The organism is Burkholderia sp. SCN-KJ (assembly GCF_024656005.1).
Lineage (GTDB): Bacteria > Pseudomonadota > Gammaproteobacteria > Burkholderiales > Burkholderiaceae > Burkholderia.
The window spans coordinates 186,829-200,677 of sequence record NZ_JANKOG010000013.1 but is presented as its reverse complement, the minus strand read 5'-3'; the positions used below and the strand labels follow the sequence as shown (position 1 = coordinate 200,677).

Below are 13,849 nucleotides of genomic sequence, written 5' to 3'. Positions count from 1 at the left end.
GTCTATTCGGGCTGGCCGCGTGCGCGCAGCAGGTCGGACAGGCTGCGCGGCGCCGGCTCGAGCGGCGTGCGATGCCGGGTCCAGCCCATCTGCTTCGCGGGCGTCAGCGCGCGCAGCCGCGTCGCGCTCCAGCGGAACGCGCGATACGCGCGCGGATGCGCGAACGCGCCGGACCAGAAGCGCCACACGAGGTCTTCCGCGCGGTTGTAGTTCGCGCCCTGGCCGCGCAGCGGATGCGCGACGGCCTCGTCGGGCTTGCGGTTCGCCTCGGTGCGCAGCCGCACCAGCAGCTGCGGGATCGGAATCCGGACCGGGCACACCTCGCCGCACGCGCCGCACAGCGTCGATGCGGTCGGCAGGTCGGCCGTCGCGTCGAGGCCGAGCAGGTGCGGCGAGATGATCTTGCCGATCGGGCCCGGGTAGGTCGTCCCGTATGCGTGGCCGCCGATCCGCGTATAGACGGGGCAGTGGTTCATGCACGCGCCGCAGCGGATGCATTGCAGCGTCGCGCGCAGCTGCTCGTCGGCGTAGGCCTGCGTGCGGCCGTTGTCGAGCAGCACGAGATGCAGCTCGCGCGGGCCGTCGCGTTCACCGTCGCGGCGCGGGCCCGAGATCAGGTTGAAGTAGGTCGTGATCGCCTGGCCGGTGGCCGAGCGCGTGAGCAGGCTCGACAGCGGCACGATGTGCTCGAGTTTCTCGACGACCTTCTCGATCCCCATGATCGCGACGTGCGTGTCGGGCACGGTGGTCGACAGCCGGCCGTTGCCCTCGTTCTCGACGAGCCACAGCGTGCCCGTGTCGGCCGCCGCGAAGTTCACGCCGGACAGGCCGATGTCGGCTTCCGCGAACGCGCGGCGCAGCGCGCGCCGGCCGGTCTGGATCAGCTCGTCGACGTCCTCCGTGTAACGCGTGCCCGGGATGTGTTCCTCGAACAGCTCGGCGATGTCGCCGCGCGTCTTGTGGATCGCCGGCATCACGATGTGCGACGGCTTTTCGCCCGCGAGCTGCACGATGAACTCGCCCATGTCGGACTCGATGCAGTCGACGCCGTGCTCCGCGAGGTAATGGTTCAGCTCGATTTCCTCGCTCGCCATCGACTTGCCCTTGATCACGCGGCGCGCCTTCTTCGCCTGCGCGATGCCGAGCACGATCGCGTTCGCGTCGGCGGCCGTCTCGGCCCAGTGCACGTGCACGCCGGCCGCGGTGAGCTTCGCCTCCAGCCGCTCGAGCAGCGCGGGCAGTTGCGCGAGCGCGTGCTGGCGCACCGCTTCGCCGAGATCGCGCAGCTGCTGCAGCTCGGTGTCGTCGGGGAACTGGGTCGCGCGCTTGCCTTGCAGGAAGTCCATCGCGCCGCGGAAGCTGCGGCGCAGCGCGGGATCGCCGAGCGCGGCGCGTGCGCGGGCCTTGAAGTCGCCGGGGGCGACGAATTGCAGCGGTTGGTTGCTCATCGCGGCAGGTCCTGGCAGGCGGTTGCGGTCGGTTCGGTGACGATCACGACCCAGAGGTTGCGCGGGCCGTGTGCGCCATACGCGAGGGTCTGCTGGATGTCGGAGGTCTTCGACGGGCCCGACACCAGCACGACGTTGGTCGGCATGCCGGCGTGCCAGCGCTCCGCGTGCACGGCCGCGTGGAGGTCCGCGTGCAGCGTGTTCGCATGCACGAGCGCGACGTGCAGCGGCGGCACCAGCGACACCGTGCGCGGCGTGCCGGCATCGGGCGCGAGCACGACCGTGCCGGTCGCCGCGATGCCCGAGCGCGCGACCGTGAAGCCCGCGTCGATCGTGTCGAACAGCTCGGCTTTCCATGCGTCGATCGGCCGGTCGAACGGCACCGGCGCGACCGCGTCGGGCAGCGCACGCGCGAGGGCCGCGGATTCGGGGCGGGCCGGGTCGAGCAGCAGGCGGCGCACGCCGGCCTCGGCCAGGCGCGCGGCCAGCTGTGCGGGCCACGCGTCGGCGGCGGCGCACCAGACTTCGGCGTGCGACGCGGTGAGCGCGCCCTGCATCGTCTGCGCGAGCGCGCGAGGATCGGGGGCGACTGCCGCGCGCCGCGCCGCGTAATGCGTGTCGATGCGCGCATCGAGCGCGGGCGCGGCGTTCACGGCGACGCCGGGGGCGGCGGCGCGCAGGCGCGCGAGGATGGCGTCGCGCGCGCTCATTGCGCGTCTCCGCGCAGCGACGCGGCGCCGGCCGTGCGGCGCCACAGGAAGCTCGCGAGATGCTCGACGGGCAGGGCGGCGCCGGCCTTGGCCGCAGCGTGGCCGATGTTCAGCAGGCAGCCGCAGTCCGCCGACACGAGCCGGTCGCAGCCCGTCGCGCAGGCCGATGCGACCTTGTCGCGCACCATCGCGCCGGAGATGTCGGGATGCTTCAGCGAGAACGTGCCGCCGAAGCCGCAGCATTCCGATTCGCGTTCATGTTCGATGCGGGTGACGCCCGGCAGCGCGTCGACGAGCGCGACGCCGTGCACGCGCGTGCCCATCTCGCGGCGGGCCGCGCACGACGTGTGCAGCACGACGCGCTCGTCCGGGCCGGCGCTGGCGACGACGGCGTCGAGCCGCACGTCGAGCACATGGACGAGGAATTCGGCGAGTTCGTAGGTGCGCTCCGCGATCGCGCGAGCCTTCGGGCCGTGCACGGGATCGTCGGCGAACAGAGCGGGCCAATGGTGCCGGATCATGCCCGCGCACGAGCCGGACGGCACTATCACGGGCCACGGCTCGGCGAACAGGTCGAGCTGCGCGGCCGCGACGCGGCGCGCTTCGTCGGGATTGCCGCTGCTGTAGGCCGGCTGCCCGCAGCAGCTCTGGCCGCGCGGATAGTGGACGGTCAGGCCTTCGCGTTCCAGCAGGCGGACCGCGTCGAGCCCGGCTTCGGGGACGAACAGGTCGACCAGGCAGGTCGCGAACAGATAGACGTGCGCGGGGGCGGCGGCGGGATAGTGCCTTTCGTTCATGTCTCGCTCCAGGGTTGCCGGCCCGGCATGCGAATGCGGGACGACGATTTCGCTGCATAATTCCCGCGACGGCGCCGCAGCTCAAATTGGTTGGGCCAATCGGCGCGACGGGTATTCAGGATGGGGAGACGGCGATGGCGGCGATGACGGCACGGGGCCGGACCGAAGTGGTGATGCGCAAGATCGAGACGGCGCTGCTCGACGGCACGTGGCCGGCCGGCGCGCGGCTGCCGGCCGAGCGCGTGCTTGCGCAACAGTACGGCGTCGCGCGCAATACGGTGCGCGAGGCGACCCAGCGGCTCGTCGCGCGCGGGCTGCTGCAGAGCCGGCGCGGCGCGGGCGTCTACGTGACGGACCAGTTGCGCGCGGGCATCGCGTCGCCGTGGGGCCAACTGGTTGCCGACCATCCGGCGCTGCGCGACGACATACTCGAATTCCGCCGCGTGCTCGAAGGCGCGACCGCGTATTTCGCCGCGCTGCGCGCCGACGCGCACGACCGGCGCCGGATCCGCGCGCTGCTGCGCGAACTCGAGACCGCGCACGCGAACGACGACGCGGCCGTCGAGGCGTCGGCCGACGCGAAGCTGCACGAGGCGATCGCGCTCGCGTCGCACAACACGATGTTCCTGCACCTGCACACGAGCGTGATCGGAATGCTGCGCGAGCACATCTCGATCAACGTCGCGGGGATGACGACGCACGACGAGCAGGCATCGGAGTTGCTCCTGCAGCAGCACCGGGTGGTCTGCGACGCGATCTGCGCGCACCGGCCCGAGGAGGCGCGCACGGCGATGCAGACCCATATCGACTACGTGCGCAGCCACTTCGAGCGAAGCGACGACGCGCCGTGAGATTGGTTGGACCATGGGCGCGGCGGGTCCGCCTGGCGGCCGAACCCGAGGACGCCCGCCGGCCGCGGTTCAGGGCAGCGCAAGGCCGCGGCCGCGCGCGGCGTGCGTGGCGGCTCGGCGCCGCATGCGCCGGGCGCGCGATTGACCGGTTCATCAGGCGCCCCCTAGAATCGATTGAACCCGCCCGTCAGCCGCGCGCCGCGGCGATTGCGGACCCGTTGATCCGCCTGTCGAGGGAGTTTCCGTGCTCACGTCCTTGATCCGGTGCGCGTCGGCCGCGCTGTCGTGGCGCGCCGTCGGCCGCCCGGCCTGCGCACTCGCCGTGTGTGCGCTGCTGTCGCTGGCCACCGCCTGCGCGACGCATCCGCCCGCCACCACGCTCGATCGCCCCGTCTCGCACGCGTTGCCGACCGATACCGCGACGCCGCTGCGCGCTGCGCTGGCCGCGCCGGAAGCCGCGCATCCGGGGCAGTCGGGCTTCCGGCTGCTGCCCGACGGCGCGACCGCGCTGCAGATGCGCATCGCGCTCGCGCGCGCGGCGACGAAGACGCTCGACATGCAGTACTACATCGCGACCGAGGACACGACCGGCAAGCTGCTGCTGGGCGCGGCGCTGTATGCGGCCGATCGCGGCGTGCGCGTGCGGATGCTGGTCGACGACCTGAACTTCCGCGACATCGATCGCGTCATGGCCGCGCTGAACACGCACCCGAACATCGAGATTCGCGTGTTCAACCCGTTCGGCGCGTCGCAATACGGGATGGTCGAGCGCACGGCCAACTACTTCACGCGGATCGACAGCTTCACGCGGCGGATGCACAACAAGGCGATGATCGCGGACAACCAACTCGCGATCGTCGGCGGCCGCAATCTCGGCGACGAATACTTCAGTGCGAGCCCGACGTTGCAGTTTCGCGATCTCGACGTGCTCGCCGCGGGCCCCGTGACGAACGATGTCTCGAAGAGCTTCGACGGCTACTGGGCGAGCGAGAGCAGCTATCCGTTGCGCGTGCTGAATCATCAGACGTTCGCTCCGAAGGATCTCGACGCGATGCGCGACGAGCTGCGCGACCACTGGCGCAAGAATGCCGACCCGTACAACGCGAAGCCGCTGAACGCGACACCGCTCGCGCAGCAGATCGCGCGCGACCAGCTCGCGCTCGTGTGGGCGCCGGCCGAATTCAAGGTCGATGCGCCGACCAAGGTCGCGCAGCCGACCGACGCATACGTGAGCCCGCCGATGCAGCGCCTCGTCGAACTGATGCGCGGCGCGCAGAAGGAATTCCTCGCGTTTTCGCCGTACTTCGTGCCGCACGATGCCGGCGTGAAGATCCTCGGCGACACGGTCGGGCGCGGCGTGCGCGTCGCGATCGTGACGAATTCGCTCGCGGCGACCGACGCGGTCGCGGTGCAGGCCGGCTACGCGCCGTACCGTGTGCCGTTGCTCGAGCGCGGCGTCGAGCTGTACGAGTTCAAGGCACAGCCGGGCCAGCAGTCCGCACGGCTGTTCGGCTCGCGCTCGCGTGCGAGCCTGCATGCGAAGGCGTACGTGATCGACCGGCACATCCTGGTAATCGGCTCGCTGAATCTCGACCCGCGCTCGGCGCACCTGAACACCGAGCTCGCGCTCGTGATCCACAGCCCGGTGCTCGCGCAGCAGGCCGCGGAGATCTTCGCACGGGTGACCCAGCCTGATGAAAGCTATCGCGTCACGCTCGTGAAGCAAATGGACGGCGGGCCGCCGGCACTCGAATGGACGGGCGTCGACGGCGGCCAGTCGACCCTCTATCACGTCGATCCGCATGCCGGGCTGATGCGCAACGTGATGACCGGCCTTTTCATGCTGCTGCCGGTCGACGACCAGTTGTAAGGGCCGGAACGGCTCGGGCCAAACCCGCGATACCGGTGCGCGGGGAAAGGTGATATGGTTGTGCGCGCAACGATATGCGTATCGTGAAGGGTGCCGCCGGACGGCTCGCGCAATGCGGGCGGGAGCGGTACCGAACGACGCGCCGCACGCGCCATGGGCGCCAAGCATGCCGCGTGCGCCGCCAGGAGACGAGGGACGATGCGCGCAGCCGCCCGCGCGGCCGCGCAAGCCCGCAACCGGAGTGCCCCATGCAACGTGTACCCAACCAGCCGTTCACGCGTCCCGCCCGTTTTTCCGAAGCCGAATGGCAGGCGCGCGTGCAGCTCGCGGCCGCCTATCGGATCTTCGACCATCTCGGCTGGACCGAGCTGATCTACAACCATATCTCGCTGCGCGTGCCGGGCGAGGACGGTCATTTCCTGATCAATCCGTTCGGGCTCCATTACCGCGAGGTGTGCGCGTCGAACCTCGTGAAGATCGACCTCGACGGCAACGTGATCGGCCATTCCGACTGGCCGATCAACCCGGCCGGCTTCACCTTCCACAGCGCGATCCATGCGGCGCTGCCCGACGCGCACTGCGTGATGCACGTGCATACGACGCCGACGATGGCCGTGTGCTGCTCGCGCGACGGGCTGTCGTTCTCGAACTTCTATTCGGCGCAGCTGTACGGGAAGATCGCGTATCACGATTTCGAGGGCATCACCGTACATCTCGAGGAAGGGCGGCGCATCGTCGAGAGCGCCGGCGGGCGGCCCGTGCTGCTGCTGCGCAACCACGGGCCCGTGACGATCGGCGCGACGCTCGCGCAGACTTTCTCGTTGATGTGGCTGCTCAATCGCGCGTGCGAGGTGCAGGTCGCGACCCATGCGATTGGCGACGCACTGCCGATCGCGTCGCCGGTGCTCGAGGGCTGCGTGCGCGATTCGCTGAATTTCGATCCGAGGCACGGCGCGGGGCAGGACGCGTTCGATGCGTTGCAGCGCATCGTCGATCGCATCGATCCCGGCTATCGCGCGTGAGGCGCGGTGCCGGCGCGGTGCCGGGCTCGACCGCCGCGGCGAAATCGATTCGCGAGGCTTGATGGTGAGCGCAGCGGAATGTGCCGGACGATGCCCGCATGCCGTGCGGCACGGGCAAAAAAAAACGCGGCCGGATGGCCGCGTGAATACTCGCAGACTCCTTCGGACGAAGGAAACAAGCAACTGTGAGACGAAGTGTAGCGAAAGGCCGCGCGCGGATTCAGGGCGCCCGCTGCAAAGGTCTCTTCCAGGTTCCGTCAGGCTGGCGCGCGACGCACGGGGTGCCGGATCGGCGGCGATCGACTACCATCATGGAGCGTCCCCCGGCCGGGTGGCGTACCACGTCGTACAAGGAGAATTCATGCCGAAGCTGCGTTTGCTCCAGGTGGCGTTGCTCGCGGGCGTGCTGGCCGCCGGCAGCGCCGCTGCCGAAACGGTGCGCCTGTCCGCCAACCTGCAGCCGTCGAGCGAAGTGCCGCCGACCGCGACCAAGGGCGCCGGCGCCGTCGATGCGACCTACGACACGGCCAGCCACCTGCTGCAGTGGACGGTGACTTACGAACACCTCACGGGGCCGGCGACCGCCGCGCACTTCCACGGGCCCGCGCCGGTCGGCCAGAACGCCGGCGTGCAGGTGCCGATCCCGAAGGACGAGCTCGCGAGCCCGATCAAGGGATCGAAGGCGCTCACCGACGCGCAGGTGACCGACCTGATGAGCGGCAAGTGGTACTTCAACGTGCACACGAAGGAGCATCCGGCCGGCGAGATCCGCGGCCAGATGATGCCGGCGAACTGAGGCCGGCGAACCGAGGCCGGCAAACCGGCCCCGGCGGTTGATGTAGAGGCTCCCGTCGAGCGGCGCGGCAACGATCGCACGTACCATCGTGACACTGCGATGACGGAGTAGGTTCGATGAGTTGGCAAAGCAAGTTCGCGTGCTGGCTGCTGCGCCGGCAGTTTCGTCCCGAGACCACGCGCCCGGTGCTCGATCCCGCCCGCGCGCGGCGCTTCACCGACCTGAGAATGGTCGTGCCGCGTCGCGCGCCGTCGGGCTACCGGCTGCGCGAATGCTACCGTCCCGGCGACGCGCCGCTGCGCGGCGAATGGCTCGAACGCACCGATGCGCTCGGCGCGCGCGGGCCCGGCCGCACGCTGCTGTACTTCCACGGCGGCGGCTACTACTTCTGTTCGGCGAAAACCCATCGGCCGCTCGTGTTCGGCCTCACCAAGCGCGCGGGCGTGCGCTCGTTCTCGCTCGATTACCGCCTCGCACCCGAGAACCGCTTCCCGGCCGCGCTCGACGACGCGCTGGCCGCGTACCGGCAATTGCTCGCGCTCGGCACGCCGCCCGAGTCGGTCGTGTTCGGCGGCGATTCCGCGGGCGGCGGCCTCGCGCTCGCGACGCTCGTCGCGCTGCGCGATCGCGGCGAACCTTTGCCGGCCGGCGCGATCCTGTTCTCGCCCTGGACCGACCTGGCCGGCACCGGCGCGACGATGCGCAGCAACGACGGTCTCGACCCGATGTTCGCGGCCGCGGCGCTGCCGAAGGCGGCGCAGCTGTATCTGGGCGACGAATCGGCGACGCATCCGTACGCGTCGCCGCTCTATGCGGACTTGACCGGGCTGCCGCCGCTCTTCATCCAGGCCGGCAGCACCGAGGTGCTGCTCGACGACGCGCGCCGCGTCGCCGACAGCGCGAAAGCGGCCGGCGTGCCGGTGGAGATCGAGGTGTGGCCCGACATGCCGCACGTGTGGCAGCTGTACACGCCGATGGTGCCGGAGTCGCGCGACGCGCTCGACCGGGCGGCCGCATTCCTGCGCCGCGTCGCAGTCGAGCGGGCGGTTCAGCGCGCGGGCGAGCCGTCGATCGCCTGATACGCGGCCTGCACGGCCACCGAGCCGTACTTGCGCTCGAGCCGGCGCACGGTGAAGTGGCCGTGCGCCATCTGCTGGAAGTGGTCGATGAACAGCGTGTTGACGGTCGCACCGAGCACCGCGCCAATCGCCGGGATCGACTTCGCGGCCATCTGCTCGGTGACCTGCACCGAGAAGCGTGATGCGACCGTCTGCACGAGCTTGAACACCGCCGCCGAGCTGTGCGCGGCGATCCCTTTCGTCGTGATGTCCGACGACGCTTTCGAAATCGCCTGCGCGAGCGCGCCGCGCAGCACGAAATAGCCGAGATCGGCGTCCTCTTCCCGCTTGTCCGGGTTGCCGCCCATGCCGAGCACGGCCAGGCACTGCAGTTGCGTGTCCACCGAGCCCAGGTCCTCGCCCTCGCTGCGCGCGATGTCGCATACCGAGCGGAAGATCAGCGTGGTCGTGACCGGCAGCTCGACCGGCAGCGCGAGGAAGCCGAACGCGCCGCCCGCCGCGCCGGTCGTCGCGACCGCGAGCTTGTGCAGCAGGTTGCTCGGCTTGTCTGGCTCGGCATCGGGCGTCTGCGGCTTGCCGAGCGTGCGCAGCGCGATGTTCAGGCACTTGCGCAACGCAAGCTGCGTCGCGTCGTTGATCTTGCCGGTCGCGAAGTCCGGCAGCCGCGCGATCATCTTCTCGACCGGCGCGCCCAGCACGCCCGTCAGCTTCATCGTCAGCGACGGGCTTTCCAGCACCTGTTTCGCGCGTCGCAGCGCGTCCTGGTCTTCCTGCGACAGCGTCGCGGCAGGCGTGATTGAAATCGGTTCCATCTTTCTCCTTGATGGTGGGGAACGGGCCCCGCACCTTCGCCGGCCTAGATTACTCCGCCGTGCTAGAATTTTGAGATTGTTTGACTCGTCAAAAGTTGCATCAACAAAAAATGGCCGTCCATACTGCCGCCCACCATTCGAGCGGGCAAGTCCTGCCGTTCCGCGAGTCGCTGCTGGCGATGATCGGGATCTCGTTCGTCACCATGCTCGTCGCGCTCGACCAGACGGTCGTCGGCACCGCGTTGCCGACCATCGTCGCCGAGTTGAGGGGCTTCGACCTGTACGCGTGGGTCGCGACCTCGTACCTGCTCAGTTCCGTGATCACCGTGCCGATCTTCGGCCGCCTCGGCGACTACTACGGCCGCAAGCCGTTCGTGATCGCGTCGATCGTCGTGTTCACCGGCGCGTCGGTGCTGTGCGGGATGGCCAACGACATGCTGTTCCTGGTGCTCGCGCGCGGCCTGCAGGGGATCGGCGGCGGGATGCTGGTCGGTACCGCGTTCGCGTGCATTCCCGATTTGTTCCCCGATTCCGTCGTGCGGTTGCGCTGGCAGGTGCTGATGAGCTCCGCATTCGGCATCGCGAACGCGGTCGGACCGTCGCTCGGCGGGATCCTGACCCAGTCGTTCGGCTGGCGCTCGGTGTTCTACGTCAACCTGCCGGTCGGCCTGCTGTCGCTGTTCTTCGTGTGGCGCTACCTGCCGCACCTGAGGCACGTCGAGCACGACCGCAAGATGCGGCTCGACTGGCCCGGCGCGCTGCTGATCGCGCTGTCGCTCGGTGCGCTGCAGCTGTTCGTCGAATGGCTGCCGAAGTACGGCGTGATGAGCTGGGCTTCGCTGCTGCTGGTCGTCTCGGTCGGCGCCGGCATCGGCTTGTGGCATTGGGAAAAGCGCTGCGCGCAGCCGATTCTGCCGTTCGACATGTTCGGCAACCGCGCGCTGTCGGCGCTGTTCGTGCTCGCGATCCTCGCCGGCTTCTCGATGTTCTCGCTCTTGTTCTACGCGCCGCTGCTGTTCCAGGGTGGCTTCGGGATGTCGCCGAAGGCGGCGGGGCTCGTGATCACGCCGCTCGTCGTGTTCATCACGATCGGCAGCATCATGAACGGACGCGTGGTCACGCGCATCCGCAATCCGAACGCGATGCTGCACGTCGGTTTCGTGCTGTTCGCGATCGCATGCGTGGGCATCGTCGTGTCGACGCACACGACGCCGACCTGGATGCTGATGGCGCTGATGGTCGCGGGCGGCATCGGCCTCGGCTTCGTGCTGCCGAACCTCACCGTGTTCGCGCAGCAGACGGCCGGCCGCGAGCACCTCGGCATCGCGACCGCGCTGCTGCAGTCGCTGCGGATGGTCGGCGGGATGATCGGCACCGCGCTCACGGGCACGCTGGTCAACCAGATGTATTCGAGCGGCGTGCGCGACGCGCTGTCGGGCGAGCACGCGCTGCAGTGGCACGCGCAGCTCGCCGATCCGCAGATCCTGATCGACCGCGCCGCGCAAGGCGGTCTGGTCGCGGAGCTGACCCGCGCCGGGCATAATGGCGCGCTGCTGCTGGAAACGGCCCGCGAATCGCTGGTCGGCGCGATTCACCTGGGTGTCGCGATGGCGGCCGTCGTCGCCGTGGTGTCGGTGTGGCAGTCCCGCCGCGTGCCGCCGATCGCGCTGCGGCACAAGATCGAGCCGCATGTCGCGGCCGACTGAACGATTCACCGATTGAACGAGTAGGCATCAGCGCATGGAAGAACAGGACCGCGTCGCGATCTTGCAGCAATTCGGACGCACGTATCGCGCGTTCATGACCGCGTTCGAAACGCACGTCGGGCAGCCGATGCCGCGCTGGCGCATCATGGTCGCGCTGCACACGATGGGCGGGCATTCGTCGCAGAAGAAGCTCGTCGAGGTGCTGCGCATCGATCCGGGCGCGCTCACGCGCCAGTTGAAGTCGCTCGACGCGCTCGGCTGGATCGAGCGCGCGTCCGATGCGCGCGACAACCGCGTGACCAACGTCACGCTGACCGCCGAGGGCCGCGCCGCGTTCGACGCGTGCCTGCCGCGCCGCAAGGCGTTCCTCGACCAGACGATGGCGCAACTGCCGGACGACGTGCTGACCGCCCTGTCGGGCGCGCTGGCGATGCTGGAGTCGCGGATTGCGGATGTCGGCTCGACGCCGGCATCGCGCTGAAGGGCGGGGCGCGGAGCGGCCCGAAGGGGCGCACGCCCCGGCCGCTCGTGACCGGCGCGGCATATGGGTCGCGCGAACCCGCCGCCGGCCGGCGTTTCACTTCAATTCATTCCACCTCGTTCACAGCTCGATGCGCGTGCCGAGCAGCGCGAGGAACTGCGCGAGCCAGGCTGGATGCGCGGGCCACGCGGGCGCGGTGACGAACGGCGCGTCGGTCACGGCTGCGTCCACCGGGATGTCCGCGTACTCGCCGCCCGCGAGCTTCACTTCGGGCGCGCAGGCCGGGTAGGCCGAGATGCGCTTGCCGCGGATCACGTCGGCGGCCGCGAGCAGCTGCGCCGCATGGCAGATCGCGGCGATCGGCTTGCCGGCTTCGGCGAACGCGCGCACCAGCGCGATCACCTTCGCGTCGAGACGCAGGTATTCCGGCGCGCGGCCGCCCGCGATCGCGAGCGCGTCGTAGCCCGCCGCATCGACGTCGTCGAACGTCGCGTTCAGCGTGAAGTTGTGGCCGGGCTTCTCGGTGTAGGTCTGGTCGCCCTCGAAATCGTGGATCGCGGTCTTGACCTTGTCGCCCGCGCGCTTGCCCGGGCAGACCGCATCGACGTGATGGCCGACGGCCTGCAGCGCCTGGAACGGCACCATCGTTTCGTAGTCTTCGGCGAAATCACCGGTCAGGAACAGGATCTTCTTCGCGGCCATGGCTTTCTCCATTGAACAGCGTTGAGGGGCCGTTCGCGCCGGACGCGGCAGGCATGCGCTGCGGCGGCGAAGCAGCCCCGAGGACGAAAGCGCAGTGTACTCCGGCAGATTGAAGCGCGCGTGACAGCCGCCCCGCGCGGCGGTGGGGCGGTGGGGCGGCGAGGCGGCGCGATGGCGCGCCAGGCGTCAGAAGAAGGTTTCGACGACTTCCGTCACGCGGAACTGCGGATCGAGCACGAGCAGCTGGCGCCACTTGTCGAACGTCAGGCACGGATGCGAGATATCGAACGCGACCATGTCGCCGACCTTCACGTCCGCGCCCGGCGGGATCTGCAGGTACGCGTGCTGGTCCATCATCCCGGTGACGGCCCAGCCTTCGCTCGCGGCGACGTCGCGCGGCGCGCTGTCGCGACCCGGGCGGAAGTGGCGCGCCGGCTCGGGCAGGCCCGCGTCGAACGCCGCGTCGCGCTTGCCGAGCGCGATGATCGCGCGGTCGGCTTCCGGCACCGATTGCACGTACGCCCACAGCTGCAGCGCCGGCAGCAGCCCTTCGCCCATCCTGCGGGCGATCGGGTTGCGCGCGAACACGTCGGTCTGCGCCTTCTTGTAGATGCCGACGTCGTGCGTCAGGTAGCAGCCCGGACGTAGCACGACTTCCGCGAAACCGTCATCGGACGCCTTCGCGAATTCCTCCGCGACCACGTCGTACCACGCCGAGCCGGCACCCGACAGGATCGCCGGCGTGCGCGCGAAGCGGCCGGCTTCGGCCAGCTCGCGCGTGAACGCGACCGCGTCCTGCAGGAACGCGCGGATCTCGCCTTCCTCCTTCAGCACGCCTTCGTAGAGTTCGATGCCGGCCAGCTTCAGCGTGTCCGGATAGCGCGCGATCGCGTCGAGCACGGCGGTGCGCTGCGCGGCGTCGCGCACGCCCGCGCGGCCGCCCGGCACGCCGAGTTCGATCAGCACGTTCAGCGTTTTCTTCGCGTCGCCGAAGAAGCGGCCGAGCTGGTCGACGCTGTCGGCCGAATCGACGAGGCAGAAGAATTCGAAGTCGGGATCGGACAGCAGCCCCGCGATGATCGTCATGTTCTGGCGGCCGACCAGCTGGTTCGCGAGCAGCACGCGCCGCACGCCGCCGTGATACGCGGCCTGCGTCTGGTGCGCGGTCGCGAGCGTGATGCCCCACGCGCCGGCGGCGAGCTGGCGGCGGAACAGTTGCGGCGCCATCGTCGTCTTGCCGTGCGGCGCGAACTGCGCGCCGTACTGCTGGACGAACGCCTGCATCCAGTTCAGATTGTGTTCGATGCGATCCTCGTACAGCACCGCTGCCGGCAGGCTGACGTCTTCCGCGAGCAGGTTCCACTCGAGGCGGCCTGCGTCGTCGAGCGGCACGCTCGCGCTCGGCAGGTTGCCGAGGCCCTTGCCCAACGGATTGATTGTCGGTTCCTGATAGTTTGTAACTTTCATGTCATCCCGCTCCATCATCACTATGCATTGCACTGAAGTTGACATGCAGATGGTACAGAAAGTAGCATCGGCGCGGTGATGTTATTTAGTAACATAAAGCGCCACACC

13 protein-coding genes are annotated in these 13,849 nt (G+C 69.4%); 7 read left to right on the top strand and 6 right to left on the bottom strand.

Translation table 11 applies throughout. The features are described from left to right. Window positions 1-2: 2 nt before the first annotated feature. Genes NQV17_RS22180 through NQV17_RS22170 form a run of 3 tightly spaced genes read right to left on the bottom strand, consistent with a single transcriptional unit; the run spans window position 3 to window position 2,955 of the window. Window positions 3-1,448, bottom strand: a complete 1,446-nt coding sequence (locus tag NQV17_RS22180) for a LutB/LldF family L-lactate oxidation iron-sulfur protein (protein WP_257773885.1) — start codon at window positions 1,446-1,448, stop codon at window positions 3-5. Then, window positions 1,445-2,158: an LUD domain-containing protein gene (locus NQV17_RS22175; protein WP_257773884.1), complete on the bottom strand. Its 714-nt coding sequence runs from the start codon at window positions 2,156-2,158 to the stop codon at window positions 1,445-1,447. Before NQV17_RS22175 ends, NQV17_RS22180 begins: the two co-directional genes overlap by 4 nt. Then, the gene (locus NQV17_RS22170; protein ID WP_257773883.1) at window positions 2,155-2,955 is read right to left on the bottom strand and encodes a (Fe-S)-binding protein; all 801 of its coding nucleotides are present in this window, start codon (window positions 2,953-2,955) and stop codon (window positions 2,155-2,157) included. Before NQV17_RS22170 ends, NQV17_RS22175 begins: the two co-directional genes overlap by 4 nt. 134 nt (window positions 2,956-3,089) lie before the next feature. Here NQV17_RS22170 and NQV17_RS22165 point away from each other — a divergent pair, with 134 nt between their 5' ends. From NQV17_RS22165 to NQV17_RS22145, 5 genes are all read left to right on the top strand, one after another. Beyond that, window positions 3,090-3,806, top strand: a complete 717-nt coding sequence (locus NQV17_RS22165; RefSeq protein WP_257773882.1) for a FadR/GntR family transcriptional regulator — start codon at window positions 3,090-3,092, stop codon at window positions 3,804-3,806. 244 nt (window positions 3,807-4,050) lie between these two features. Further along, the gene (locus NQV17_RS22160; protein WP_257773881.1) at window positions 4,051-5,676 is read left to right on the top strand and encodes a phospholipase D family protein; all 1,626 of its coding nucleotides are present in this window, start codon (window positions 4,051-4,053) and stop codon (window positions 5,674-5,676) included. 248 nt (window positions 5,677-5,924) lie between these two features. Next, window positions 5,925-6,698 (top strand): class II aldolase/adducin family protein, encoded by a 774-nt coding sequence (locus NQV17_RS22155; RefSeq protein ID WP_257773880.1) that lies wholly within the window; start codon window positions 5,925-5,927, stop codon window positions 6,696-6,698. Between the two features lie 361 nt (window positions 6,699-7,059). After that, window positions 7,060-7,494 (top strand): CHRD domain-containing protein, encoded by a 435-nt coding sequence (locus NQV17_RS22150; RefSeq protein WP_257773879.1) that lies wholly within the window; start codon window positions 7,060-7,062, stop codon window positions 7,492-7,494. 116 nt (window positions 7,495-7,610) lie between these two features. After that, on the top strand, window positions 7,611-8,573 hold the full coding sequence (locus NQV17_RS22145) for an alpha/beta hydrolase (protein WP_257773878.1): 963 nt from the start codon (window positions 7,611-7,613) through the stop codon (window positions 8,571-8,573). On the opposite strand, the gene NQV17_RS22140 is transcribed toward NQV17_RS22145, so the two are convergent. Beyond that, on the bottom strand, window positions 8,543-9,385 hold the full coding sequence (locus NQV17_RS22140) for an EcsC family protein (protein ID WP_257773877.1): 843 nt from the start codon (window positions 9,383-9,385) through the stop codon (window positions 8,543-8,545). The two genes, NQV17_RS22145 and NQV17_RS22140, sit on opposite strands and share 31 nt — an antisense overlap. Window positions 9,386-9,495: 110 nt before the next feature. Between NQV17_RS22140 and NQV17_RS22135 the strand changes: the two genes are divergently transcribed. Further along, a complete protein-coding gene (locus tag NQV17_RS22135; protein WP_257773876.1) occupies window positions 9,496-11,091 on the top strand; it encodes an MDR family MFS transporter in 1,596 nt (531 codons plus the stop codon). A 34-nt stretch (window positions 11,092-11,125) separates the two neighbouring features. Further along, a complete protein-coding gene (locus NQV17_RS22130) occupies window positions 11,126-11,572 on the top strand; it encodes a MarR family winged helix-turn-helix transcriptional regulator (RefSeq protein WP_257773875.1) in 447 nt (148 codons plus the stop codon). 120 nt (window positions 11,573-11,692) lie between these two features. Here NQV17_RS22130 and NQV17_RS22125 read toward each other — a convergent pair whose 3' ends face one another. Together NQV17_RS22125 and NQV17_RS22120 are read right to left on the bottom strand one after the other, a co-directional pair. Continuing rightward, the gene (locus tag NQV17_RS22125) at window positions 11,693-12,274 is read right to left on the bottom strand and encodes a DJ-1/PfpI family protein (protein WP_044848600.1); all 582 of its coding nucleotides are present in this window, start codon (window positions 12,272-12,274) and stop codon (window positions 11,693-11,695) included. 186 nt (window positions 12,275-12,460) lie between these two features. After that, window positions 12,461-13,741, bottom strand: coding sequence for an amino acid deaminase (locus tag NQV17_RS22120; protein ID WP_124666078.1), 1,281 nt, complete (start codon window positions 13,739-13,741; stop codon window positions 12,461-12,463). Between the last annotated feature and the right edge of the window lie 108 nt (window positions 13,742-13,849).